This window comes from Nonomuraea sp. NPDC049695 (assembly GCF_040674955.1).
Classification (GTDB): domain Bacteria; phylum Actinomycetota; class Actinomycetes; order Streptosporangiales; family Streptosporangiaceae; genus Nonomuraea; species Nonomuraea helvata.
Window position 1 is genome coordinate 53,054 of the sequence record NZ_JBFANV010000004.1, and the last position, 24,055, is coordinate 77,108.

Annotated in this window: 21 protein-coding genes and 2 pseudogenes; 12 read left to right on the plus strand and 11 right to left on the minus strand. The window is 71.2% G+C overall.

The window, feature by feature from the left end; genetic code table 11:
• Positions 1–84: 84 nt before the first annotated feature.
• From AB0J64_RS05090 to AB0J64_RS05100, 3 genes are read left to right on the plus strand one after another with little or no spacing between them, the layout of a single operon-like run.
• Entirely contained in the window at positions 85–1,056 is a 972-nt protein-coding gene (locus AB0J64_RS05090; protein ID WP_364020849.1) for a tripartite tricarboxylate transporter substrate binding protein, read from the plus strand.
• Complete coding sequence (locus AB0J64_RS05095) at positions 1,056–1,541, plus strand: tripartite tricarboxylate transporter TctB family protein (RefSeq protein WP_364020852.1); 486 nt, start codon at positions 1,056–1,058, stop codon at positions 1,539–1,541. The genes AB0J64_RS05090 and AB0J64_RS05095 overlap by 1 nt, the downstream gene beginning before the upstream one ends.
• Entirely contained in the window at positions 1,542–3,050 is a 1,509-nt protein-coding gene (locus AB0J64_RS05100) for a tripartite tricarboxylate transporter permease (RefSeq protein WP_364020855.1), read from the plus strand.
• Here the strand turns inward: AB0J64_RS05100 and AB0J64_RS05105 are convergent.
• The 8 genes from AB0J64_RS05105 to AB0J64_RS05140 form a co-directional block, all read right to left on the minus strand.
• Positions 3,034–4,374, minus strand: coding sequence for an MFS transporter (locus tag AB0J64_RS05105; RefSeq protein WP_364020858.1), 1,341 nt, complete (start codon positions 4,372–4,374; stop codon positions 3,034–3,036). The genes AB0J64_RS05100 and AB0J64_RS05105 overlap by 17 nt on opposite strands.
• A gap of 162 nt (positions 4,375–4,536) precedes the next feature.
• Positions 4,537–6,024 (minus strand): Asp-tRNA(Asn)/Glu-tRNA(Gln) amidotransferase subunit GatB, encoded by a 1,488-nt coding sequence (gatB, locus tag AB0J64_RS05110; RefSeq protein ID WP_364021400.1) that lies wholly within the window; start codon positions 6,022–6,024, stop codon positions 4,537–4,539.
• A 2-nt stretch (positions 6,025–6,026) separates the two neighbouring features.
• Complete coding sequence (gene gatA / locus AB0J64_RS05115) at positions 6,027–7,517, minus strand: Asp-tRNA(Asn)/Glu-tRNA(Gln) amidotransferase subunit GatA (protein WP_364020862.1); 1,491 nt, start codon at positions 7,515–7,517, stop codon at positions 6,027–6,029.
• Positions 7,514–7,813, minus strand: coding sequence for an Asp-tRNA(Asn)/Glu-tRNA(Gln) amidotransferase subunit GatC (gene gatC, locus AB0J64_RS05120; RefSeq protein WP_139632249.1), 300 nt, complete (start codon positions 7,811–7,813; stop codon positions 7,514–7,516). The genes gatA and gatC overlap by 4 nt, the downstream gene beginning before the upstream one ends.
• A 105-nt stretch (positions 7,814–7,918) precedes the next feature.
• Positions 7,919–9,991 (minus strand): EAL domain-containing protein, encoded by a 2,073-nt coding sequence (locus AB0J64_RS05125; RefSeq protein ID WP_364020866.1) that lies wholly within the window; start codon positions 9,989–9,991, stop codon positions 7,919–7,921.
• A 413-nt stretch (positions 9,992–10,404) separates the two neighbouring features.
• On the minus strand, positions 10,405–12,594 hold the full coding sequence (gene ligA, locus AB0J64_RS05130) for an NAD-dependent DNA ligase LigA (protein ID WP_364020869.1): 2,190 nt from the start codon (positions 12,592–12,594) through the stop codon (positions 10,405–10,407).
• Positions 12,595–12,723: 129 nt separating this feature from the next.
• The gene (locus AB0J64_RS05135) at positions 12,724–13,128 is read right to left on the minus strand and encodes a hypothetical protein (RefSeq protein WP_364020872.1); all 405 of its coding nucleotides are present in this window, start codon (positions 13,126–13,128) and stop codon (positions 12,724–12,726) included.
• Positions 13,129–13,142: 14 nt separating this feature from the next.
• The gene (locus tag AB0J64_RS05140) at positions 13,143–14,135 is read right to left on the minus strand and encodes a methionine synthase (RefSeq protein ID WP_364020875.1); all 993 of its coding nucleotides are present in this window, start codon (positions 14,133–14,135) and stop codon (positions 13,143–13,145) included.
• 24 nt (positions 14,136–14,159) lie between these two features.
• Here AB0J64_RS05140 and AB0J64_RS05145 point away from each other — a divergent pair, with 24 nt between their 5' ends.
• Complete coding sequence (locus AB0J64_RS05145) at positions 14,160–14,792, plus strand: MBL fold metallo-hydrolase (protein ID WP_364020878.1); 633 nt, start codon at positions 14,160–14,162, stop codon at positions 14,790–14,792.
• Here the strand turns inward: AB0J64_RS05145 and mnmA are convergent.
• On the minus strand, positions 14,785–15,855 hold the full coding sequence (mnmA, locus tag AB0J64_RS05150; RefSeq protein ID WP_364020881.1) for a tRNA 2-thiouridine(34) synthase MnmA: 1,071 nt from the start codon (positions 15,853–15,855) through the stop codon (positions 14,785–14,787). The two genes, AB0J64_RS05145 and mnmA, sit on opposite strands and share 8 nt — an antisense overlap.
• 67 nt (positions 15,856–15,922) lie before the next feature.
• Here mnmA and AB0J64_RS05155 point away from each other — a divergent pair, with 67 nt between their 5' ends.
• Positions 15,923–16,969, plus strand: coding sequence for a DUF695 domain-containing protein (locus AB0J64_RS05155; RefSeq protein WP_364020884.1), 1,047 nt, complete (start codon positions 15,923–15,925; stop codon positions 16,967–16,969).
• 58 nt (positions 16,970–17,027) lie between these two features.
• Here AB0J64_RS05155 and AB0J64_RS05160 read toward each other — a convergent pair whose 3' ends face one another.
• On the minus strand, positions 17,028–18,191 hold the full coding sequence (locus AB0J64_RS05160) for a cysteine desulfurase family protein (protein WP_364020887.1): 1,164 nt from the start codon (positions 18,189–18,191) through the stop codon (positions 17,028–17,030).
• A 54-nt stretch (positions 18,192–18,245) separates the two neighbouring features.
• Here AB0J64_RS05160 and AB0J64_RS05165 point away from each other — a divergent pair, with 54 nt between their 5' ends.
• The 5 genes and pseudogenes from AB0J64_RS05165 to AB0J64_RS05185 all read left to right on the plus strand — a co-directional run.
• Positions 18,246–18,758 (plus strand): TetR/AcrR family transcriptional regulator, encoded by a 513-nt coding sequence (locus tag AB0J64_RS05165; protein ID WP_364020890.1) that lies wholly within the window; start codon positions 18,246–18,248, stop codon positions 18,756–18,758.
• A 188-nt stretch (positions 18,759–18,946) separates the two neighbouring features.
• On the plus strand, positions 18,947–20,140 hold the full coding sequence (locus AB0J64_RS05170) for an MFS transporter (protein WP_364020893.1): 1,194 nt from the start codon (positions 18,947–18,949) through the stop codon (positions 20,138–20,140).
• A gap of 69 nt (positions 20,141–20,209) precedes the next feature.
• Positions 20,210–20,884: a rhomboid family intramembrane serine protease gene (locus tag AB0J64_RS05175; protein ID WP_364020896.1), complete on the plus strand. Its 675-nt coding sequence runs from the start codon at positions 20,210–20,212 to the stop codon at positions 20,882–20,884.
• A gap of 111 nt (positions 20,885–20,995) precedes the next feature.
• A pseudogene (locus AB0J64_RS05180) lies at positions 20,996–21,124 on the plus strand (ATP-binding cassette domain-containing protein); the annotation flags it as partial.
• A gap of 113 nt (positions 21,125–21,237) precedes the next feature.
• Positions 21,238–21,429: pseudogene (locus AB0J64_RS05185) on the plus strand (sensor histidine kinase); the annotation flags it as partial.
• Between the two features lie 179 nt (positions 21,430–21,608).
• Here AB0J64_RS05185 and AB0J64_RS05190 read toward each other — a convergent pair.
• Complete coding sequence (locus tag AB0J64_RS05190; protein ID WP_364020900.1) at positions 21,609–22,454, minus strand: NAD(P)H-binding protein; 846 nt, start codon at positions 22,452–22,454, stop codon at positions 21,609–21,611.
• An 81-nt stretch (positions 22,455–22,535) separates the two neighbouring features.
• Here AB0J64_RS05190 and AB0J64_RS05195 point away from each other — a divergent pair, with 81 nt between their 5' ends.
• On the plus strand, positions 22,536–23,477 hold the full coding sequence (locus AB0J64_RS05195; RefSeq protein ID WP_364020903.1) for an AraC family transcriptional regulator: 942 nt from the start codon (positions 22,536–22,538) through the stop codon (positions 23,475–23,477).
• Positions 23,478–23,520: 43 nt separating this feature from the next.
• On the plus strand, positions 23,521–24,000 hold the full coding sequence (locus AB0J64_RS05200; protein WP_364020905.1) for a hypothetical protein: 480 nt from the start codon (positions 23,521–23,523) through the stop codon (positions 23,998–24,000).
• Positions 24,001–24,055 lie beyond the last annotated feature (55 nt).

The window sequence follows — 24,055 nt, forward strand, 5'->3', positions numbered from 1 at the left end:
CAAGCGTGCAAACCCTCGACGCGGGCGGGCCGGGGCTTCACCATCCCAGTTTTACAACCGTGAAATCCCCCCCAGGAGTTGATCATGCGCTTGCGCGTATTCGCCGCCTTCGCGGCACTCTCCCTCGCCGCGCTGACCGGCTGCGGCGCATCCGGCACCGGCGCCTCCGCCGACGGCCCGCTGCGGATCATGGCTCCTGCCGCGCCCGGCGGCGGTTGGGACCAGACCTCCCGCATCGCGGAGCAGGCGATCAAGGCCGCCGACTCCAAGCGCAAGGTCGAGGTGTACAACGTGCCCGGCGCGGGCGGCACCATCGGCCTGGCGCAGCTCGCCGGCGAGAAGGGCAACGGCAACCTGCTGATGACCATGGGCCTGGTGATGGTGGGCGCCATCGAGCAGAACAAGTCCAAGGTCACGCTCTCCGAGACCACGCCCATCGCCAAGCTGACCGAGGAGTACGAGATCATCGTGGTCCCGGCCGAGTCCCCGTACAAGACGCTGGCGGACCTGGTGGCGGCCTGGAAGGCCGACCCCAAGAAGGTGTCGATCTCGGGCGGCTCCGCGGGCGGCACCGACCACATCGTGGCCGGCCTGATGGCCAAGGCCGCGGGCGTGGACCCCAAGCAGGTCAACTACATCGCCCACTCGGGCGGCGGTGAGGCGCTCAACGAGCTGCTCGGCAACAAGGTCAGCGCGGGCATCTCCGGCGTGGGCGAGTTCGCCGAGCACGTCAAGTCCGGCAAGCTGCGCGCCCTCGGCGTGACCTCCGGTCAGCGGGTCTCCGGCCTGGACGCTCCCACGCTGAAGGAGGGCGGCCTGGACGTCGAGCTGTCCAACTGGCGCGGCTTCGTCGCCCCCGGCGGGCTCTCCGACGCCGACAAGAAGGCGCTGACCGACCTGGTCACCAAGATGCACGACTCGCAGCCGTGGAAGGACGCGGTGGCCAAGAACGGCTGGATCGACTCGTTCCAGACCGGTCAGCAGTTCGCCGACTTCATGAACGCCGAGCAGACCCGGGTCAAGGGCATCATCGCCGAGATGGGGCTCGTCTCCTGATGGCGCGCTGGTGGCGGCCCGAGCTCGGGCTGGCGGTCGTGGTGCTGGCGCTGGGCGTGTTCGTGGTGATCGGCACGCTCGACGTCTCCGCGGCGGCCTCACAGCTCGGCATCGGGCCGCGTTTCTTCCCCATGCTGGTCGGCGGCGCCATGGTCCTCATCGGCCTGTTCTACGTGGCGGACGTCATCCGCGGCGGCCACGGCGATCCCGAGGAGAGCGAGGACGTGGACGTGGACGCGCCCGCGGACTGGCGGAGCGTCGGGCTGGTCAGCGGCATCTTCCTGGCGTTCGCGGCGCTGCTGAACGTGGTCGGCTGGATCATCGGCGCGAGCCTGCTGTTCTTCGGCCTGTCGGTGGCGCTGGGCGCCGAGCACAAGCGCCGGGCGGCTGTGGTCTCGGTGGTCATGGGGCTGGCCACGTACCTGCTGTTCGTCAAGGGCCTCGGCGTGTCGCTCCCGGGCGGCCCGCTGGCGGGGGTGATCTAGGTGGAGTCGCTGCAGCTTCTGATCGACGGCTTCGCCGCCGCTCTCACCCCCGTCAACCTCATGTACGCGCTCGTCGGCGTCACGCTCGGCACCCTGGTCGGCGTGCTGCCCGGCATCGGGCCCGCGATGACCGTGGCGCTGCTGCTGCCGATCACGTTCACGGTGCCGCCGGCCAGCGCGTTCATCATGTTCGCGGGCATCTACTACGGCGGCATGTACGGCGGTTCGACCACCTCCATCCTGCTCAACACGCCCGGCGAGTCGTCGTCGATGATCACGGCGCTGGAGGGCAACAAGATGGCCCGGCGCGGCCGGGCGGCGCAGGCGCTGGCCACGGCGGCCATCGGGTCGTTCGTGGCCGGCACGATCGCCACGGCGCTGCTGGTCGTGGCCGCGCCGGCGGTGGTGAGCTTCGCGATCGCGTTCGGCCCCGAGGACTACTTCGCGCTGGCGATCCTGGCCTTCACCGCCGTGTCCTCCGTGCTGTCCCGCTCGGTCGTGCGCGGCCTGGCCTCCCTGGGGCTCGGGCTGGTGGTCGGGCTCATCGGGATCGACCAGCAGACCGGGCAGGCCCGGCTCACGCTGGGCATCCCGCAGCTGCTCGACGGCATCGACGTGGTGATCGTCGCGGTCGGCCTCTTCGCCCTCGGCGAGGCCCTGTACGTGGCCTCGCGGCTGCGTCACGGGTCGCCCGAGGTGGTGCCGGTGGGCCGCGCCTGGATGGGCCGGTCCGACTGGCGGCGCTCGTGGCTGCCCTGGCTGCGCGGCACCGCGCTGGGCTTCCCGTTCGGCGCGCTGCCCGGGGGCGGGGCGGAGATCCCCACGTTCCTGTCGTACGCGGCCGAGCAGCGGCTGGCGCGCGGGGTCGCCAAGGAGGAGTTCGGCAAGGGGGCCATCGAGGGCGTCGCCGGGCCCGAGGCGGCCAACAACGCCTCGGCGGCGGGCACCCTGGTCCCGCTGCTCACGCTGGGCCTGCCCACGTCGGCGACGGCCGCGATCATGCTGGCCGCCTTCCAGCAGTACGGGCTCCAGCCGGGCCCGCAGCTGTTCGACCACAACCCGGCGCTGGTGTGGGGCATGATCGCGTCGCTGTTCATCGGCAACGCGATGCTGCTGGTGCTCAACCTGCCCCTGGCGCCTCTGTGGGCCCGCGTCCTGCGCATCGAGCGCCCGTACCTGTATGCCGGGATTGTCCTGTTCGCCGCCCTGGGCGTCTACGCCCTGAACGGCACCGTGGTCGACCTCGTCGTCCTGTACATCCTGGGCCTCCTGGGCTACGCCATGCGCCGCTTCGGCCTCCCCGTGGCCCCGGCGGTGATCGGCATGATCCTGGGGCCGATGGCGGAGATCCAGCTCCGCAGGGCGCTGGCCATCGGGGCGGGCGACGTGACGGTGCTGGTGAAGAGCCCCGTGGCCGTCGGGCTGCTGGTCCTGGCGGTCCTGGCCCTGCTCGCGCCGGTGTTCAGGAAGCTGTCGGCCCGCGGGCGCGCGGTCACACCGGTCGAGTGAGCGACGTCGGAGAGGGTTCCGCCGGCACGGCGGAACCGCTCTTCGTGGACCGTGGGGCGATCGCCAGCCCGGCGAGCGCCATGACGAACGCGGCGGCGAACACCGCCCAGTAGCCCGACCCGGCGGCCGCGAACAGCGCGCCGGTGACGGCCACCGCCACCACCGAGAACACCGACTCGCCCACCTGCAGCGCCGAGCTGTTCTTGCCCTGCTCGCCGGGCGCCGACAGCTCCAGCGTGAGGACCGACAGCGTCGGGTACACGAGCCCGATCCCGAACCCGGTGACGATCCACGCCGGGTACGCCAGCGCCACCGGCACCGCGGTGAACGTCACCGCGCCCATCAGCAGGATGCCGAGCGCGATCGCGGCCGAGCCCAGCCGCAGGTTCGTCATCTGGCTGAAGATCTCGCGGCCCTGCAGCCACGACGCGAACGACCACGTCAGGGAGCCGCCCATGAGGGCGAACCCGGCGGTCAGCGCGGACAGGCCGCGCTGCTCGATCAGCATGAGCGGCACCATCACCTCGGCCGCGAAGAACGCCCCGGCGGCCAGGCCGCGCAGCCCCACCACGGCGGGCAGCCCGCGAACGGCACGCAGCGTGCCGGCGGGCAGCAGCCTGGGCAGCGCCACGGCCAGCACGACCAGGCCCGCGATCAGGAGAGGCAGCCGCCCGTCGCTGCCGTACTGCATGAGCCCCGCCCCGACGGCGGTCACGGCCGCCCAGGCGACCTTGCCGGGCAGGCCGGGCGCAGGCTCGGCCTGCCCGCCGCTCAGCGGCTGCCCGGCCAGCCCGCGCAGCAGCACCAGGCCGCCGGCCACAGTCAAGATCGGCACCATCAGGAACACCCAGCGCCAGCCGAGCGTGTCGGTGACCACGCCCACGATGGCCGGCCCCACCATCGAGGGCACCACCCACGCCGTCGCGAACAGCGAGAAGATCTTGGGGTGCAGGCTCTCGGGATAGACCCGGGCGACCACCACGTACATCGCCACGCTGATCAGCGCACCGCCGAACCCCTGCAGGAACCGTCCGGCGATCAGCACCTCCATGCTCGGCGCCAGCCCCGCCACCGTCAGTCCGCCGACGAACCCGGCGACGCCGGTCCACAGGGGAGCCAGAGGGCCGCGCACGTCGGCCCACCGGCCGCCGAGCACGGTCCCGACCACACTGGCGGCCATCGCGCCGCTGAACGCCAGCCCGTACAGCTCCAGCCCGCCGAGGTCCTTGGCCACGACCGGCATGGCGATGGCGACCGCCATGTACTCGAAAGCCACCAGCGACACCATCGCCACCAGGCCCGCCGTCAACGCGCTCCTCGTCATGCGGCGAACCTACGGCCACCGGCCTCTGCCCACATCCAGCGGGGGCCCTACTTCGCCACCGGCAATTGGACCTAGGACCCCCATGGGGGGTGCGTCCGCCGTCCGGCACAGCACGAAGGCCCCGCCACCCATGGCGGCGGGGCCTTCCTGCGACAGCGGCGACTACTCGGAGACGCCCAGCTTCTCCAGGATCAGCTGACGGGCGCGGGCCGCGTCGGCCTTGCCCTTGCTGGCCCTCATGACGCCGCCCACCAGGGCGCCCGCCGCGGCGATCTTGCCGGATCTGACCTTCTCGGCCGCGTCGGCGTTGTCGGCCAGGACCTGGTCGATGATCGCCAGCAGCTCGCCCTCGTCGCTGACGATCTGCAGCCCGCGCTTCTCGACCACCTCGTCGGGCGTGCCCTCACCGGCCAGCACGCCTTCGAGCACCTCGCGCGCCAGCTTGTCGTTGAGCGCGCCCGAGGCCACCAGCTCGGTCACCCTGGCGATCTGGGCCGGGGTGATGGGCAGGTCGGCCAGCGGGGTGCCGGTCTCGTTGGAGCGCCTGGCCAGCTCGCCCATCCACCACTTGCGCGCGTCCGCCGCCGGGGCGCCCGCCGCGACCGTGGCCTCGACCAGCTCGATGGCGTCGGCGTTGTGCATGGCCTGCATGTCGAGGTCGGACAGCCCCCACTCGGCCTGCAGCCGCTTGCGCTTGACCGACGGCAGCTCGGGCAGCGCCGCCTTCAGCTCGGCCACCCAGGCGGGGTCGGGCTCGATCGGCACCAGGTCGGGCTCGGGGAAGTAGCGGTAGTCCTGCGCCTCCTCCTTGGACCGGCCGGACGTGGTGGTGCCGGTGTCCTCGTGGAAGTGCCTGGTCTCCTGGATGATCTTCCCGCCGTCGGCCAGGACGGCCGCCTGCCGCTCGATCTCGCTCCGCACGGCCCGCTCGACGCTGCGCAGCGAGTTGACGTTCTTGGTCTCCGTACGGGTGCCCCACTCGGACGAGCCGCGCGGCATGAGCGACACGTTGACGTCGCAGCGCAGCGAGCCCTCCTCCATGCGCACGTCGGAGACGCCGAGCGAGCGCATGATCTCGCGCAGCTCGGTGACGTACGCCTTGGCCACCTCGGGCGCGAGCCGGTCGGTGCCCGGGATGGGCTTGGTCACGATCTCGACCAGCGGGATGCCGGCGCGGTTGTAGTCGACGATCGAGTAGTCGGCCCCGTGGATGCGCCCGGTCGCGCCGCCCATGTGGGTGGACTTGCCGGTGTCCTCCTCCAGGTGGACCCGCTCGATCTCGATCCGCACGGTCTCGCCCTGGACCTCGACGTCGATGTAACCGTCGAAGCAGAGCGGCTCGTCGTACTGCGAGATCTGGTAGTTCTTCGGCATGTCCGGATAGAAGTAGTTCTTCCGGGCGAAGCGGCACCACTCGGCGATCGAGCAGTTCAGCGCCAGGCCGATGCGGATGGTCGACTCGATGGCCATGGCGTTGGCCACCGGCAGCGATCCGGGCAGCGCCAGGCAGGTCGGGCAGACCTGCGTGTTGGGCGGCGCGCCGAAGGCGGTCCTGCACCCGCAGAACATCTTCGACGTGGTGCCCAGCTCGACGTGCGTCTCCAGGCCGAGCACCGGCTCGAACCGGTCGAGCGCTTCGTCATAGACCATGGTCATAGCGACGGGGCCTCCTTCAGCAGCGGGCCGCCCCAGCGGCTCTCCAGGGCCTTCTCGACGGCGGCGCCGACGCGGTAGCAGCGGTCGTCGGCCAGGACCGGCGCCATGATCTGCAGGCCGACCGGCAGGTTGTCCTCGTCGGCCAGGCCGACCGGCACCGACATGGCCGCGTTGCCGGCGAGGTTGGACGGGATGGTGCACAGGTCGGCGAGGTACATCGCGATCGGGTCGTCGGCGCGCTCGCCGATCGAGAACGCCGTGGTCGGCGTGGTCGGCGACACCAGGACGTCCACCTGCTGGTAGGCGGCCTCGAACTCCCGGGAGATGACCGTGCGGACCTTCTGTGCCTGGCCGTAGTAGGCGTCGTAGTAGCCGCTCGACAGCGCGTACGTGCCGAGCATGATGCGCCGCTTGACCTCGGCGCCGAACCCGGCGGCCCTGGTCAGCGCCATGACCTCCTCGGCGCTGCGGGTGCCGTCGTCGCCGACGCGCAGGCCGTAGCGCATGGCGTCGAAGCGCGCCAGGTTGGACGAGCACTCCGACGGCGCGATCAGGTAGTACGCGGGCAGCGCGGTCGTGAACGACGGGCAGGAGACCTCGACGACCTTGGCCCCGAGCGACTCGAGGAGCTGGACGGCCTCGTGGTAGCGGGCCAGCACGCCGGCCTGGTAGCCCTCGCCGGCGAACTCCTTGACGACGCCGATCCGCATGCCGGCGACGTCGGCGTGCTTCGCGGCCTCGACCACGCTCGGCACGGGCGCGTCGACCGAGGTGGAGTCCATCGGGTCGTGCCCGGAGAACGCCTCGTGCAGCAGCGCCGCGTCGAGCACGTTACGGGCGAACGGGCCCGGCGTGTCGAGCGAGCTGGCGAACGCGATGAGCCCGTAACGGGACGAGCCACCGTACGTCGGCTTCATGCCCACGATCCCGGTCACCGAGGCGGGCTGGCGGATGGAGCCGCCCGTGTCGGTGCCCGTGGACAGCGGCGCCTCGTACGCGGCCACGGCGGCGCTCGAGCCGCCCGACGAGCCGCCCGGCACCTTGGACAGGTCCCACGGGTTGCGGGTGATCTGGTAGGCGGAGTTTTCCGTGGAGGAGCCCATGGCGAACTCGTCCAGGTTCGTCTTGCCGAGGAAGACCAGCCCGGCCTCGCGCAGCCGCGCGGTGACGGTCGCGTCGTACGGCGGGCGCCAGCCCTCGAGGATCTTGGACGCGGCCGTCGTGGGCATGTCGCGCGTGGCGAAGATGTCCTTGTGCGCGATCGGCACGCCGGCCAGCGGCCCGAGCTTCTCGCCCGCCCGCAGCCTGGCGTCGACGGCCCGCGCCTGCTCCAGCGTCGTCTCGCGATCGACGTGGAGGAACGCCTGGATCTTGGGCTCCACCTCGGCCATGCGGTCGAGGTGCGCCTCGGCCACCTCGACGGCCGACACCTCGCCACCGGCGATCATCGATCCCAGCTCGGCGGCGGTCTTGCGAATCAAACTCATGCCTCCTCCCCGAGGATGCGCGGCACCCGGAAGCGGTCGTCCTCGACGGCGGGCGCGCCGGAGAGCGCCTGTTCGGGCGTCAGGGACTGTCGCACCTCGTCGGCACGGAAGACATTGGTCAGCGGAAGCGCGTGCGACGAAGGCGGCACATCCTCGGCGGCGACCTCAGCCACCTTCGCGACCGCCTCGATGATGGCATCGAGTTGGGTGGCGTAGTGGTCGAGCTCGTCGTCGGTGAGCGCCAGCCTGGACAACCGGGCCAGGTGTGCGACCTCGTCGCGGGTTATGGCGGACATGAGTCGGTTAACCCGTTTCGTGGATGGAGTCTTTGGACACTGCCATCCTAGGGGGCTTGACGTAGCGCGCCCGAACCATTAACCCCTCTTAGGGCAGCCCCCGCGTCAGGCCGAGCGGCTGACCTCCGGCCGGTAGCTGTACTCGATGCCGGGTCCCGCGCCCGCGTGCTCCCTGAGCCAGACCGTGGCGTCGGCGGCGGGCATGGGCCGGCCGAACAGCCACCCCTGCCCCATGTCGCACCCCATTTCCGCCAGCCTCATCGCCACCTCGTCCGACTCCACGCCCTCCGCGACCGAGCGCAGGCCGAGCGAGCGGACCAGGTCGACGATCGAGCGGACGATCCGGTCGTCGTCCTCCGACTCGGCGATCCGGCGTACGAACGAGGCGTCGATCTTGACCTCGGACACCGCCAGGCGCTGGAGCCTGATGAGCGACGAGTAGCCGGTGCCGAAGTCGTCGAGCGCCAGCGGCACGCCCAGCGTGGCCAGGGCCTTGATCGTCTCCTGGGTGTACGCCTGGTCGCCGGTCAGGATGCGCTCCGTCACCTCCAGCTGGATGGCCCCGGGCGGCAGCCCGTAGTTGGCCAGGCCCTCTTCCAGCCGCTCCGGCAGTGCCGAGTCGAGCAGGTCGCGGGCCGAGATGTTGACGGAGATCGGCACCCGCATCCCCTGGTGCCACCAGCGGGCGCCCTGCTCGAGCGCCTCCTCGATGACGTACGCCGTGAGCGGCCGCATCAGGTATGACTGCTCGGCCAGCGGCACGAACTCCGACGGAGCGATCGGCCCGCGCACCGGGTGGTGCCAGCGCAGCAGGGCCTCGACCCCCTGGACGGCGCCCGTCTCCAGGCTGACCTTGGGCTGGAAGTGCAGGCGCAGCTCGCGGCTGTCGATCGCGCGGCGCAGGTCGCCGAGCAGGTTGAGGCGCTCCGGCGAGTTGCGGTCCTTGTCCGGCTGGTAGAGCTCCACGCCGCTGCGCCCCTCCTTCGCCAGGTACATGGCCACGTCGGCCCGCTGCAGGAGCAGCTCGAAATCGGGGGCGTGGTCCGGATAGAGGGCGATCCCCACGGAGCCGTCCACGTCGAAGGTCATGCCCTCCAGCCGGACCGGCTCGGTCAGCGCCGCACGCAGCCGGGCCGCGACCTCCCTGGCCGCGTGCGCGTCCCTGATCGAGGGCAGCAGCACCGCGAACTCGTCGCCGCCCAGCCGTGCCACGACGTCGCCCGGCCGTACGGAATGGGTGAGCCGGTGCGCGACCATCTGCAGCAACCGGTCGCCCACCGGATGCCCCATCGTGTCGTTGACCTCCTTGAACCGGTCGAGGTCGAGCAGGAACAGACCGACCCGGTCCTCCTGCCTGGCCTCGGCCAGCGCCTCCTCCGTGCTGACGATGAGCATCTTGCGGTTGGGCAGGCCGGTCAGCTCGTCGTGCAGGGCCTGATGGTCGCGGCGCATGGAGAGCGTGGCGGTGAAGTAGACGGCGGTGAGCGGGGCGACGAACAGGGGCACCAGGCCGGGCGAGTGCTCCATGACCACGACGACCAGAGGCGCCAGGCCGAGCAGCCCGGCGTACACGAGAGCCTGTGGGCCCACCGTGGCCTTGAGCACGCGGGCGATCGAACGCCGCTCGTGCAGCGCGACCGCGCCGCACACGAGGGTGGCCCTGGTGGCGAAGTACGCGACCCCGGCCAGCGCGATGGCCGGCAGGTCGCCGCCGCCCGGCACCCAGGGCACGGCCGGGCTCGGCACGATGCCGAACAGCCCCAGCACCACGGCCGCCGCGGTGAGCGCGAGCGTCGATTGCGCGATGTTGAACATGACCCGATGCCACGACTTGCGCGTCACCACCCCGTTCATGGCGACGGCGACGGCCTGCATCAGCACCGCGACGGGCAGCCCGTAATGCAGCAGCACGGCGAAGGTGAACATCGTGGACGGGTACGTGCCGCCCACGGCGGTGGCCGAGGACACCATCACGGGCCTCAGCTCGCCCAGGATGGTCAGCACCGACAGCATCCAGAACAGCGACGTGCGGGCAAGCCCCAGCAGCCCGGCTGCGTCCAGCCTGAGCATGGCCACCACGAGCGCGGTGAAGCCGATCACGGTTATGCCCGCGAGGAACGCCCACAGCGGCGTGCCGACGCGTGGTCCGGTGTCGCGGGTGTCGGTTGGGCCAGTCATCGGTAACAGAACCCCCATTAGGTCACTATGGGAGGGTACGACCTTCACCCCACTTCGCGAAACCAAGCGCGTACGTTCCGTCACTTCTCCTTTCCGACATATACCCAAAAACCACCCTAAGTAGCAAGCCGCACACGCTGCCGTCACGGCGCGGCCCTTCGAACCGCGCCACCCCGGCCGTACTTCGCCACGGCCGCCGCCGCCGCTACATGGACGCGGCACCACGCCGCCGCTCACCCGACGCCGGGCCTCTGGCGCCGCACCTTCACTCCCGGGGCGCCGCGCTCACTGCCGGCGCCGCACACCATGCACCGGCGAAGCGCCGCACACCAGCGCCGGACTGCGCACACGCCATTCACCGCACACCAGCGCCGGGAAAGGGAATCTCGGCCGCCGGCACCGGCGGCCGAGGGTCAGGCCTCCGGGGTGATCGCGGCCGCGGCCGCCGCCTCCGGGCCGTCCTTCAGCAGGAGCTCGAACCCGGCCCCGTCCAGGATCGGCACCCCGAGGCTCACCGCCTTGTCGTACTTCGACCCCGCGTTCTCCCCCGCCACCAGGAACGACGTCTTCTTGGACACCGACCCCGACACCTTCCCGCCCTGGCTGGTGAGCGCGTCGGAGGCCGAGTCGCGGGTGTAGCCCTCGAGCGTCCCCGTCACCACGAACGTCAGCCCCGCGAGGGTCTGCGGCCCCTTCTCCGGCGCGGGCTCGTCCTCCATGCGCACTCCGGCGGCCCGCCACCGTTCGATGATCTCGCGGTGCCAGTCGACGGAGAACCACTCCCGGACCGTGGCCGCGACCCGGGGCCCGATGCCCTCGACGGCGGCCAGCTCCTCTTCCGAGGCGTTCATGATGCGGTCGATCGACCGCATCTCGTCGGCCAGCGCACGCGCGGTGGGCGGGCCGATGTGGCGGATGGAGAGGGCGACCAGCAACTGCGCGAGCGGCACCTGCTTGGCCCGCTCCAGCTCCTCCATGAGCTGCAGCGCGTTCTGGCTGGGCTTGCCGTCGATGTTGGAGAAGAAGGTGACGACCTTCTCCTCCCCCGTCTTGGGATCGAGCTTGGGCAGGCCGGTGTCCTGGTCGCGCACCACCGACTTGATCGGCAGCAGCTGCTCCAGCGTCAGGTCGAACAGGTCGGCCTCGGTGCGGACCACGGGCTCCTGGGGCGGCAGCGGCTGGGTGAGCGCGGTGGCCGCGACGTAGCCGAGCCCGTCGATGTCGAGCGCGCGCCGACCGGCCGCGAAGAAGATGCGCTCGCGGATCTGGGCGGGGCAGCCGCGCGCGTTGGGACAGCGCAGGTCGGCGTCGCCCTCCTTCTCGTACGCCAGCAAGGTGCCGCACTCCGGGCAGTGGGTCGGCATGACGAACTCGCGCTCCGACCCGTCGCGCAGCGCCGTCACCGGCCCGACGATCTCGGGGATGACGTCGCCCGCCTTGCGCAGCACCACGGTGTCGCCGATGAGCACCCCCTTCTTGACCACGATGGCGGCGTTGTGGAGGGTGGCCCGCTCGACGGTCGAGCCCGACACCGACACGGGCTCCATCACCGCGTACGGCGTCACGCGCCCCGTGCGGCCGACACCCACCTGGATGTCGAGCAGCTTGGTGTTGACCTCTTCCGGCGGGTACTTGTACGCGATCGCCCACCGCGGCGCCCGCGACGTGGAGCCCAGCTCCCGCTGCGTGCGGAAGTCGTCGACCTTCACCACCACGCCGTCGATCTCGTACGCGGGATCGTGCCGGTGCACCCGGTAGTGCTCGATGAACTCGTTGATCCCGGTCAAGTCCGGCAGCACCTTGTAGAGGTCGCTGACCGGCAGCCCGAACTCCCGCAGCCGGTCATAGACCTCGGACTGCGCCTTCGGCACGGGCGAGCCCTCCCAGATGCCGATGCCGTGCACCAGCATCCGCAGCGGGCGCTGGGCCGTGATGCGCGGGTCCTTCTGCCGCAGCGTGCCCGCCGCGGAGTTGCGCGGGTTGGCGAACGGCGGCTTGCCCTGCTCGATGAGCTGCTCGTTGAGCTTCTTGAAGTCCTCGACCGGGATGTAGACCTCGCCGCGCACCTCGACCAGGCTGGGGATGTCGTCGCCCTTGAGCCGATGGGGGACGCCCTTGATCGTGCGGACGTTGGCCGTCACGTCGTCGCCCGTGCGCCCGTCGCCACGGGTCGCGCCCCGCTCCAGCTTGCCGTCGCGGTAGACCAGCGCGATCGCCAGCCCGTCGATCTTCAGCTCGCAGAGGTACGGCCCCGGGTCGCCCTCGGCCAGCCGCTCGGCCCGTTGCATCCAGGCGGCCATGTCGGCCTCGTTGAAGGCGTTGTCGAGGCTCTCCATCCGGTTGAGGTGCTGCACCTTGGCGAAATCGCCCGACACCGGCGCGCCCACCTTCTGTGTGGGCGAGTCGGGCGTCTGGAGCGTGGGATGTGCCTCCTCCAGCGCCAGCAGCTCCTTGAACCACCCGTCGAACTGGGCGTCGCTGACCGTGGGCTGGTCGAGCACGTAATAGCGCCAGCGAGCGTCCTCGACCAGCTCGCTCAGCTCGGCATGCCGCTTGAGCGCGGCCACCGGCACGCCCGCAACCTCGGCGCCAGGCTCACTCACGCGCCCTCCTCCGTCGGTCGCGTGAGTGAATCACTGCTGCGTCTGATTGTTCGCTCGCTACGCTCACTCACGAGGGTCTCCTCTCGTCCAACGCCCCTGAGCAAACGCTACCGCCGAGCACCGACAAGCTCAGCCTCCCTGGGCCCAGACTCCTTCCCAGGTCGAGCACTTGCCGGTGGCCTTCGTGGACGTGCCACGGCACACCTTGCCCTCGATGGAGAGCATGTATCCGGTCGGGAAGGAGAACTCCAGCGGCTTCGTTCCCGAGCAGTTGTGGTACGTCTTGTACCCCTTGCCGCCCTTCTCCTTGACCCACCGGAACGTCAGCCAGGAGCACCCCTTACGGCCCGGGAAGTCGTACAGCTTCCCGTTCACCACGAACCCCGGCCGGTCGTGCATCACCTTCCCCTTGGCCTTGCCCGCCCGGTCGGCCGAGTAGATGGACCCCCAGTTCCACACTTCCGGGTTCGCCAGGGCGGGCGACGCGGATGCCATCAGAACGGCGGCGGCCACCGCCACAGTGCGAAGAATCATGTACCGGAGGCTACTCAGCCGCCTTGCATCCCACTTGCAGGATCGTCCCTGAGCACCAGGGCCGCTCTCCGGCAGGCCGCCAGCGCCGCACGGGCGTACCGCGGCGACGCCCCGGCCAGCCCGCACGAGGGAGTCAGCACGACCTGCTCGGCCAGCCGGTCGGGCGCGAACCCGAGCCGCCGCCAGAGCTCCAGCGCCGGCTTGGCGACCACCCCGACGTCCGGCAGGCGGGTGTCCGTGCCGGGCACGACCCCCAGCAGGAACGTCAGGCCCGCCTCGACGCACTCCCCGAGAGCCTCCTCGTCCCTGCGCCGCAGCAGCGAGGCGTCCACCGACACCCCGCGCACCCCGGCCCTGCGCAGCAGGTCGAACGGCACGGACGGCGCGCAGCAGTGCACGATCGGGCTGTCGAAGGACCGCAGCGACTCCTCGACCCGCCACTCCTCGACGGCGGCCAGCCGCCCGAACCCCGACGCGGTCGGCACCGTCCCCGCCAGCACCCCGGGCAGCCTGGGCTCGTCGAGCTGCAGCACGATCTCCGTCACCCCGGGCAGCCGCCGCCGCACCTCGGCGCAGTGGTCGGCCACCCCCTGCGCCAGCGAGGCGGTCACATCGCGTACGGCCCCCGCGTCGGAGAGCACCTTGTCCCCGTGCTTCAGCTCGATCGACGCGGCCAGCGTCCACGGCCCGCAGACCTGCAGCTTGAGCGGCCCCGCGTAGTCGTGCCCGATCTCCTCGAGCCCGTCGAGATCCCGCCGCAGATGATCGACGGCCCGCTGGTGATCGCGCCCCGGCCGGTCGGTCAGCCGCCACCCGGAGGGCTGCACCTCGACGGGCAGCTCGACGAGCATCCCGGCCGTCCTGCCGATCATGTCGGCGCCGACGCCCCTGGCCGGCAGCTCCGGCAGGTACGGCAGCGCGGGCACCTCGCCGAACACGACCCTGATCGCCTCGAGATGATCCTCGCCCGGATGCGACCCGACCCCGGTTGCTTCCCACGTAGACATGGGCACAAGCGTAGGCTCTGTCCAATGGAGTTGACGAAGTACGACCACGCCTGCGTACGCGTGGAGAAGAACGGCAAGGTCCTGGTCATCGACCCGGGGACGTTCACGAAGAATCCGGTGCTCGACGGCGCCGACATCGTGCTGATCACCCATGAGCACGCCGACCACGTGGACGAGGAGAAGCTGAAGACCCTCTCGCCCGGCGTGGAGATCTACACGTGCGAGGGCGTCGCCGCCGGGCTGGCGGACGTCGCGGCGAAGGTCCAGGTGGTACGGCACGGCGACAGCTGGGAGGCGGCCGGTTTCCGCGTGCGGGCCTTCGGCGAGTGGCACGCCAAGAACCATCCCGACGTGCCCGTCGTCCAGAACATCGGCTTCCTTGTCGACGACGAGATCTTCTACCCGGGCGACGCGTTGACCGTCCCGGAGGCGGAGGTGGCGACCCTGCTGGTCCCGACCGGCGGGCCGTGGCTGAAGCTCGGCGAGATGGTGACGTATCTCCGCACGATCCGTCCCGCCAGGGCGTTCTCCACCCATGACGGCCTCTACAACGAGATCGGCCTCGGCCTGGTGGACAACTGGCTGAGAGGGGAGGCGGAAGAGCTGAAGGCCGACGTCCGCCGCCTGGCGGTCGGCGAGTCGGTGACGATCAGCTAGCGGAGACGATCGTGGCCGACCCGATCACCGTGTCGCCGGAGTAGAGCACCGCCGCCTGGCCCGCCGCCACCCCGGTGGCCGGGCGGTCGAGCTCGATGCGGAGGCCCCCAGCCAGATGCTCGCCGATCTCCTCGAAGCGGCACGCGTACACCTCTCCGTGGGCCCGCAGCTGCACGGTCAGGTCGTCGGACGCGGACGGGCCGTTCCAGACCGGGGTGCCGCACGTGATCGAGGTGACCTCGAGCGCGGAGCGCGGGCCGACCGTGACCGTGTTGGAGACCGGCTCGATCGACAGCACGTAGCGGGGCCTGCCGTCGGGCGCGGGGCGGTCGATGTGCAGGCCCTTGCGCTGCCCGATCGTGAAGCCGTGGGCGCCCTGGTGGCTGCCGACGACCTCGCCGCCCTGGTCGACGATGGGCCCCTCGGCCGAGCCGAGCCGCTTGGCCAGGAAGCCCCGCGTGTCGCCGTCGGCGATGAAGCAGATGTCGTGGCTGTCGGGCTTGTCGGCGACGGTCAGGCCGCGCCTGGCGGCCTCCTCGCGCACCTCGGCCTTGGTCGAGCCGCCCAGCGGGAAGATCGCGTGGCTGAGCTGCTCGCGGGTGAGCACGCCCAGCACGTACGACTGGTCCTTGCCCTGGTCGACGCTCCTGGACAGCACCCCGTCGACCAGCTTGGCGTGGTGGCCGGTGGCGACCGCGTCGAAGCCCAGGGCCAGCGCCCGGTCGAGCACCGCCGAGAACTTGATCTTCTCGTTGCACCGCAGGCACGGGTTGGGCGTGCGGCCCGCGGCGTATTCGGCCACGAAGTCCTCGACGACGTCACGCTGGAAGCGCTCGGCCATGTCCCAGATGTAGAACGGGATGCCGATCACGTCGGCGGCGCGGCGCGCGTCGCGTGAATCCTCGATCGTGCAGCAGCCCCTCGCCCCCGTGCGATGGGATTGGGGGTTGGCCGACAGCGCAAGGTGGACACCAGTGACGTCGTGACCGGCCTCGGCGATCCGAGCGGCGGCCACGGCGGAGTCGACGCCGCCCGACATGGCGGCAAGCACACGCAGTCCCATGACCTTTCCAGCGTACTGTCCTGCCGGGGGTGCGCGACCATGGCCGGCATCTGCGAGGATTCAGCCCATGCGACTGTTCGGGCGCAAGGACGCGGACGACGAAGAGACCGGCGACGGGATCGCCGAGTTCTGGGCGTGGTGGCAGGAGGCCAGGCCGGGGCTCGACTCCCTGGTCGCGGAGGGCGAGGCCGAGGGGCTGGAGGAGCGGCTCGCCCCGGCGGTCGCCGCGATCCATCCGGGTCTGGTCTGGGAGGTGGCCCCGGGCAAGGGCGCCGCGCACGCCCTGGTGGTCACCGCCGCGGGCGATCCCGAGCTGCGCTCGCTCGCGCACCGCTGGGCCAAGGCGGCGCCGCCGTCGGACCTGCTGTGGGAGTTCCATCCGTCGCGGCAGGCCAATCCGCAGGCGATGGAGCTGACCCTCGACGTGGGCGGCTACGAGTTCGCGCTCGACAAGGTGATGCTGGGCCTGCGGGTGCCGAGGGACCAGCCGCGCGTCGACGTGACCGCGTACCACCCGATCTTCGGCGAGCTCGACGACGACACCAGGATGGAGGCCACGCTGCTGGCCCTCGACTGGCTGCTCGGCGAGGACGACGTGGCCAGGTGGGTCGGGGAGATCACGCCCGCCACGTTCCAGCCGATCGACTCGGTGGCCGCCGCCCACCTGCCCGCCGTGGTCGCCGACCTGGCCTCGGGCTACACCGAGGAGGAGTGGGTGCTGCTGGAGGGGCAGACGGCGAGCGGCGCGCCGCTGGTCGCCACGGCCCGCCATCCGCTGCGGCCGGTGGACTATCCGCTGTTCGACCAGCACATCGCGATCACGCTGCCGTACGCGCACCGCGATGAGAACGGCCTGCCGGTCGGCGACTCGCTGACGGCGCTGCGCGACTTCGAGGAGCGTCTGGCCGCGCGGCTGCTCAAGCTGCGTGACGACGCGGTGCTCGCGGCGCACCTGAGCGCTGAGGGGCACCGGATCATCCACGTGTACGCCGACCCGACCGGCGACGCGGCGATCCACGCCAAGGAGCTGATCGTGAGCTGGGAGGAGGGCGAGCCCCGGGTGGACGTGGCCTCCGACCCCGCCTGGACCGCCGTGGTGGCCTTCCTCACCTGAGCCCGGCCCCGCCTGCCGGACCTCACCTGAGCCCGGCCCCGCCTGCCGGACCAGGACCTCAGCTGAGGCCGGCTCGCCTGGCGCGCTCGACGGCGGCGGGCAGCACCTCGATCAGGCGGTCGACGTCGTCGCGGGTCGAGGTGTGCCCCAGCGTGAACCTGAGCGAGCCCCGCGCCGCCGCCGCGTCGGCGCCCATGGCCAGCAGCACGTGGGACGGCTGCGCCACGCCCGCCGAGCAGGCCGAGCCCGTCGAGCACTCCACGCCCTTGGCGTCGAGCAGCATGAGCAGCGCGTCGCCCTCGCAGCCGGGGAACGAGAAGTGGGCGTTGCCGGGCAGCCGGTCGTCGGGGTCGCCGTTGAGCACCACGTCGGGGACGGCCTCGCGGACGCGCTGGATGAGCTCGTCGCGCAGCGACGTCAGGCGGCGGCTCAGGGCCTCCTGCTCCTTGACGGCCGTGGCGACGGCGGCGGCCAGCCCGGCGATGGACGGCGCGTCGAGCGTGCCCGAGCGCACGTCGCGCTCCTGCCCCCCGCCGTGCTGGACGGAGACCGGCGTCAGCCCTCTGGCCAGCAGCAGCGCGCCGACCCCCATCGGGCCGCCGATCTTGTGCCCGGTCATCGTGAGCGCGTCGACCCCCGAGGCGGAGAACGACACAGGCAGCTGCCCCACCGCCTGGACCGCATCGGTGTGGAGCGGGATGCCGTGGTCGTGGGCGATCGCGGCCAGCACGCGAACGGGCTGGACCGTGCCGACCTCGTTGTTGGCCCACATGACGCTGACCAGGGCCACGCTGCCGGGATCGCGCTCGATGGCCTCGCGTAGACTGTCGGGCTGGACCCGGCCGTACGCGTCCACGTCGAGCAGCTCCACCTCCGCGCCCTGGCTGTCGGCCAGCCACCGGGCGGGGTCGAGCGCGGCGTGGTGCTCCACGGAGCTGATCAGGATGCGCCGCCTCGGACGGCGCGACCAGTAGAGGCCCTTGATCGCGAGATTGTCGGCCTCGGTGCCGCCCGAGGTGAACACGACCTCACTGGGGCGCGCGCCGAGCGCGTCGGCGATCGTCTCGCGTGACTCCTCGACCACTCTGCGCGTACGGCGGCCCGCGGCGTGCAGCGACGAGGCGTTGCCGACACGTTGGAGCTGCTCCGTCATGGCCTCGATCGCCTCGGGCAGCATGGGCGTCGTCGCCGCATGATCAAGATAGGCCGACGGTCTGGTCACCCGATCAGCGTATCTCGTTTGCAACTGTACCGTCCGGACGGTACAGTTGGCGGCATGCGAAGGGACGAGCTTTTGGACGCGGCGGAGGATCTCCTCTGCGACCAGGGCTCCGCCGCGCTCACCCTGGCCGCCGTGGCGGACCGGGCAGGCGTCAGCAAGGGCGGTCTCCTCTATCACTACGGCTCCAAAGAGGCCCTGATCAAGGGCATGGTGGAGCGCCTGATCGAGGACTTCGACCAGCTCATGGCCGCACAGACCGGCGAGACCTACACCGAGCGCTACCTGGGCGCCACCCTGGCCGCCGTCCGCTCCGGGCGGCTGCGACGATGGGCCGTGGTCACCGGGGCCTCCGGCAACCTCTTCCTGCTCGCGCCGCTGCGTGACGCGATGGCCCGCTGGCATCGCGAGGGGCTGGCCGAGGAGCCGGATCCGCGGGCGTCGCAGATCGTACGGCTGGCGTGTGAGGGGCTCTGGGACGTGGCCAGCCACGACCCGGAGCTGAACTCGGAAGAGGACCTCCAGGCTCTCGAGGCCCGGCTGGGAACGCTGCTCAAACCCCCCTCCTGACCGGCCCGCCGCCGGCCCCTGCGTCCGGCGGCCTCCCCCACCGGCCCACCCCGACCTGTCCGGCCGGGCTTCGGGCCGCGCCGACCCGGTCTCCCCTGATCCGACATGTCCCGGCTTCTCGCCCACTGTGCCTGCGGGTTCTCCCCTGCCGTGGGTGCGGCAAATTCTGCTTTGTGTGAGGTGTGCTTATGTCCCCTGCCCTGAGGAGTGCTCGTTACGGGGCGATCCTGACCTTCGTGCTCGGCGGCCTGATGGTGGGCACCATGACGGTGCGCATCCCCGCGTTGACCGACAAACTAGGCCTTTCCGAGTCGACGGTCGGCACGATCCTGCTCGTCTGGGGCCTGGGCGCGCTGGTGACCATGCAGTCCATGCGGAAGGTGATGGCCCGCGCAGGCAGCAGGGCCGTGCTGCGGATCGGTGGGCCGCTCACCGCGCTGGGCCTCGTGGCCGTGGCGTTCGCGCCGAACCTCCCGCTGCTCCTGGTGGCCGTCGCGTTCTTCGGCATGGCGTTCGGCATCGTGGACGTGGCCATGAACGCCCAGGGCTCGACGGTCGAGCAGGCGTACGGGCGACCGCTGATGAACGGCATGCACGCCGGCTGGTGCGTCGGCGCCATCGCCGCAGGCGCGCTGGGCAGCCTGGCGATCGCCGTGGGGCTGCCGTTCACCGCCAACGTGGCGCTGATCGGGCTGGTCTCGCTGCCTGTCATGGTCGTGCTCGGCCGTACGTACCTGCCCGAGCCGCCGGCGACCGGGACCGTGACGGCGGCCCGCCGGCGCCTGCCCCCGATCGTCTACCTGCTCGGTGCGATCATGTTCTTCGCGTTCATGGTGGAGGGCACCGTCGCCGACTGGAACGGCCTCTACATGCGGAACGAGCTGGGCGCCCCCGAGGCGCTGGCGGCCCTCGGCTACCCCGTGTTCGAGGTCGGCATGCTGGTCGCCAGGCTCACCGGTGACCGGTTGCGTACGAGGTTCGGCGTCCGGGGCATGCTGACCGTGTCGGGGGTGGCGACGGCGGGGTTCTTCGCGGTGGTGCTGCTCGCGCCGGCGGCGGTGGTGGCGGTGTTCACGATGTTCTTCGTCGGGCTCGGCGTGGCGACGATCTCGCCGCTGACGCTGTCGCTGGCCGGGACCGCGACCGACACGCCGGGTCCGGCGATCGCCCAGGCGGGCGCCATGGGCTACGCCGGCCTGCTGCTCGGCCCCGTGGTGATCGGCTTCCTGTCGGACGCCACCTCGCTGCGTACCGCGCTCGGTATCGGGGTCGTCCTCGGCGCGCTGATCGCTTTCGCCTCGCGGCTCCTCCCGCGGAGGGAGGCCGCCGCGGTCGTCCCGGCTCCGGCCGTCGAACGCGAGCCGGCGGAGCTCGCGGCCTGACATTTGTCACCATTCAGTCTCGTACGTCCGGCACTGCCCCAGCAGAGCGGGCTGTGCGAGGCTGATCCCGTGTTCAAGCCCTATGCCACCGCGGCGACCTTCGCGATCACGGCGGTCCCCAGCCTCCTCCAGTTCGTGATCCCCGGCCTGGAGCCGGCCCTGATGCGGGATCCGGCCGCGATCCGCGGCGGCGAGTGGTGGCGGCTGGTGACGGCCCTGGTCGTGCAGGACGGCGGCCTCTGGGGCACCCTGTTCAACCTGGCCTCGCTCGCCGTGCTCGGCTACTGCGCGGAGCGGTCGTTCGGTCCGGCCCGCTGGCTCGCCCTCTACGCGGCCGGCGCGCTGGCCGGGGAGATCTCCGGATATCTCACGAACGACCCCGGCGCGGGCAACTCGATCGCCGTCTGCGGCCTGGCCGCCGGCCTCGCGCTGGCCGCCGCGGAGCGGCTGGACCGCTCGCTGGGCGCGTTCTACGCGGTCGTGCTGGCCGCCTCGCTCCTGTCCGACCTGGGCACGTGGGGCGTCGTCGCCATGATCGCCCTGCTGGCGGCCGGCGCGCAGCTCGTCGGCCGGCGCGAGCGCGTCCCGCTCTGGCTCCTCGTCGCCGTCCCCGTCGCCGTGGCCGCCGTCCTGATCGCCCGGTTGGACCTCCACGGGTTCGCGCTGCTGGGCGGCATCGTCGTGGGATGGACCTTGCAAGCTACGTACTCTTCGACGTCCAGGCGTACGGAGCCGCTCGTCTGAGAGTTCTCTGTGGATCCAGGCGGAACGGCGTAGCGCGGCCCCACGTGGCGGCGCCGCCGCTCACAGAGACCTCACAGACTCCCCCAGAACTCCTCCAACCCGCCGCCCCACATGATCCGGCTCAACGGACTGACCAAACGCCACGGCGAGGTGCTCGCCGTGGACGATCTCACCTTCACGGTGCGGCCAGGTCTCGTCACCGGCTTCCTGGGCCCGAACGGCGCCGGCAAGACCACGACGCCAGGCACGACTTCGCCGCGCTCGACCCGTCCAGGCCCATCGCCTTCACCGGACCCTCCGGCGGCCCGGCGGCGAGCGCCCCCGTACTGGGCGACGAGGCCCGGCTGCGCCAGGTGGTCAGCAACCTTGTCGGCAACGCCGTCACCCACACGCCCGCGGGCACGCCGGTGCGGATCGGCGTCGGCACGGAGGGCGGGGAGGCGGTGCTGACGATCGCGGACGAGGGGCCGGGGCTCAGCGCCGAGGAGGCGGCCAGGGTGTTCGACCGGTTCTACCGGGCGGACGGCTCTCGTACCCGCACGACCGGAGGCGCGGGGCTCGGGCCGGCCATCGTCCGCTCCATCGTGGCCGCCCACGGCGGCCACGATGGAGGTCCGTTCGGCGCCTGGGGAGGGAGCGGCGTTCCAGGTCCGCCTCCCGATCGCCGACCCGCGCTCAACGACCCTGCCGAGGCCCGAGCCCGACTGAGGCGGGCTGCGAGATATCAGCCGTGCCACGCTCCGGCGGCGGCCGCGTCCTTCACGAATCGGGCAAAGTCGCGAGGCGGACGGCCGAGCGCGCGCTGCACTCCGTCGGACAGGTGCTCGTCCATGCCATGTCGGATCGGGGCGAATGCGTCGGCATAGGCCACGGCATCGATCTTCGGCCAGCCCTCCTCTTCCAGATGGGTGACGAACTCCTCGACGGTCAGCGGCACGTAGCGCACCATGCGGCCGGTGGCCTCCGAGATCAACTCGAGGGCCTCGGCGATGGTCAGCGCGCGGGGGCCGGACAGCTCGTACGTCTGCCCCTCATGCCCGTCCTCGGTCAGCGCCGCGACCGCCACCGCGGCGATGTCTTCGGCGTCGACGAAACTCACCGCACCGTCACCGGCCGGCAGGCGCACCTCACCGGCGAGCACCGCGTCGCGGAAGAAGCCTTCGCTGAAATTCTGCGCGAACCAACCAGGCCGCAGGATCGTCCATGCCAGGCCGCAGGAGCGCACCGCGTCCTCACCGTCGACATGGGTCTTGCCTGCCACGTTGTCGTCGCCCGCATAGCCGGGCACGTCCACCCCGCGCCCCGAAAGCAGCACGATGCGCTCGACGCCGAGGTCTCTCGCCTGCTGAACGAACGGCCGTGTCAGCAGTTCGCCGTCGTGCGGCACGATGAAGACAGTCCTCGACCCGTGCAGGGCGGGCATCCAGGTGTCCTGGTCGGTCCAGTCGAAGCGAGGGGCACCGGAGCGAGAACCCACGCGGACGGCCACGTTCCCGCGCCGCAGTCGGGACACGATCCGCGTGCCGACCTTGCCGGTACCGCCGGTGATCAGAATCGGTTGTTGCGTCATGCGTCCACTCAACCCTGATGCGGTGAGCGGGGCGATGGCCACAACGCTCACTTCGATGTTCGAGCGTCTAACCTTGGGCTCGTGGACACGCTGACGGACCTGCTGGAGGGGGTGCACGCACGAGCGGCCATCATCCATCGGTCGATCATGACCTCGCCGTGGTCCCTGCGTTTCGCCGGCGGCGCCCCGCTGACCCTCCTGACCATGCTGGACGGACAGGGCTGGATCATCCCGGCCGACGGTGAGGCGTTGGCGATCGGCCCCGGCGACATCGCGGTCGTCCGCGGCCCCGCCTCGTACACCGTTGCCGAAGACCCCGCCACCCCGCCCCGGCACGTGATCACCAGCGACTACTACTGCGCGGCCACCGCGCGGACGGTCGAGAAGGGCGGAGCGGTCCCGGATCCACGTACCTGCGGCGTCGCAGAAGGCGGCTCCGCCGTCCTGCTCAGCGGTGCCTACCAGGGCCGGGCCGGGATCAGTGACCGCCTGCTCGACGCCTTGCCGGACATCCTCGTCATCACCGACGACGAACGTTGTTCTCCCCTGCTCACGTCGATGGCGGCGGAAGTCGTACAGGACAGGCCGGGCCAGCAGGCGGTGCTCGACCGCCTGCTCGACCTGATGCTCGTCACCACGTTGCGCGCCTGGTTCGACCGCTCGCAGCGGCACGCCCCGGTCTGGTACCGCGTGAAGGACGACTCCGTCGTGGGCACGGCACTCCGCCTCATGCACGGCGACCCTGCTCACCCCTGGACGGTGGAGAGCCTCGCCGCCAAGGTCGGCGTCTCCCGAGCCGCCCTGGCACGCCGGTTCACCGCCGAGGTGGGCGAGCCCCCCATCACCTATCTGTCCCATTGGCGCATCGCCCTCGCGGCCGACCTCCTCCGCAGCACCGACGCCACCGTCGGCTCCATCGCACACAAGGTCGGCTACTCCGGCACCTTCGCGCTCAGTGTCGCGTTCAAGCGCCGGCTCGGTACCACCCCAAGCCAATACCGGATCACCATCCTGTCGCCCTGATAACGAGTGGGCGTTCCGGAACCGACCTGGAACCATCACAGCCATGAAACGAGTCGTGCTCCTCGGGCGGGGCGGTTCAGGAAAGTCGACCCTCGCCGCCCGTCTGGGGGCGCTCACCGGACTCCCCGTCATCGAGCTGGACAAGCACTTCTGGCGACCAGATCTTGAAGCGACGCCTCCCGATCAGTGGGCCGCCGTCCAAGGTGAACTCGTCCGGGGCGAGGGCTGGATCATGGATGGCGACCTCGGCCCCTACGACGTCCTCGAGGTCCGGCTCAAAGCAGCGGACACCGTCATCCTGCTGGACTTCTCGTTCTGGCGCTGCGCGTGGCGAGCGATCCGACGCTCTCGGGAACGCGCCGACTTCTGGATCTGGGTCTGGACCTACCGGCGCCGGAGCCGACCGCTGCTCCTGTCGGCGATCGCGACCCACGCCGGGGATGCGACGCTGCACGTGATCCGGGATCCGCACGCGCTGAGACGCTTCCTGGCGCAGGTCACGACCGGCCGGACCCCGGGCTGAGGCCACAGGAGATCGCGGGAATCCAGGTGAGACATCAGCCATGATCGATAATGTG

Excerpts from the sequence above, each read along its gene's own strand:
- AB0J64_RS05200 (WP_364020905.1), top strand. The coding sequence starts at position 23,521 with ATGAAACGAGTCGTGCTCCTCGGGCGGGGCGGTTCAGGAAAGTCGACC.
- AB0J64_RS05190 (WP_364020900.1), bottom strand. The coding sequence starts at position 22,454 with ATGACGCAACAACCGATTCTGATCACCGGCGGTACCGGCAAGGTCGGC.
- AB0J64_RS05155 (WP_364020884.1), top strand. The coding sequence starts at position 15,923 with ATGCGACTGTTCGGGCGCAAGGACGCGGACGACGAAGAGACCGGCGAC.
- gatB (WP_364021400.1), bottom strand. The coding sequence starts at position 6,024 with ATGGTCTATGACGAAGCGCTCGACCGGTTCGAGCCGGTGCTCGGCCTG.
- AB0J64_RS05105 (WP_364020858.1), bottom strand. The coding sequence starts at position 4,374 with ATGACGAGGAGCGCGTTGACGGCGGGCCTGGTGGCGATGGTGTCGCTG.
- AB0J64_RS05090 (WP_364020849.1), top strand. The coding sequence starts at position 85 with ATGCGCTTGCGCGTATTCGCCGCCTTCGCGGCACTCTCCCTCGCCGCG.
- AB0J64_RS05125 (WP_364020866.1), bottom strand. The coding sequence starts at position 9,991 with ATGACTGGCCCAACCGACACCCGCGACACCGGACCACGCGTCGGCACG.
- AB0J64_RS05170 (WP_364020893.1), top strand. The coding sequence starts at position 18,947 with ATGTCCCCTGCCCTGAGGAGTGCTCGTTACGGGGCGATCCTGACCTTC.
- AB0J64_RS05165 (WP_364020890.1), top strand. The coding sequence starts at position 18,246 with ATGCGAAGGGACGAGCTTTTGGACGCGGCGGAGGATCTCCTCTGCGAC.
- AB0J64_RS05095 (WP_364020852.1), top strand. The coding sequence starts at position 1,056 with ATGGCGCGCTGGTGGCGGCCCGAGCTCGGGCTGGCGGTCGTGGTGCTG.
- AB0J64_RS05135 (WP_364020872.1), bottom strand. The coding sequence starts at position 13,128 with ATGATTCTTCGCACTGTGGCGGTGGCCGCCGCCGTTCTGATGGCATCC.
- mnmA (WP_364020881.1), bottom strand. The coding sequence starts at position 15,855 with ATGGGACTGCGTGTGCTTGCCGCCATGTCGGGCGGCGTCGACTCCGCC.
- gatA (WP_364020862.1), bottom strand. The coding sequence starts at position 7,517 with ATGAGTTTGATTCGCAAGACCGCCGCCGAGCTGGGATCGATGATCGCC.
- AB0J64_RS05140 (WP_364020875.1), bottom strand. The coding sequence starts at position 14,135 with ATGTCTACGTGGGAAGCAACCGGGGTCGGGTCGCATCCGGGCGAGGAT.
- AB0J64_RS05145 (WP_364020878.1), top strand. The coding sequence starts at position 14,160 with ATGGAGTTGACGAAGTACGACCACGCCTGCGTACGCGTGGAGAAGAAC.
- gatC (WP_139632249.1), bottom strand. The coding sequence starts at position 7,813 with ATGTCCGCCATAACCCGCGACGAGGTCGCACACCTGGCCCGGTTGTCC.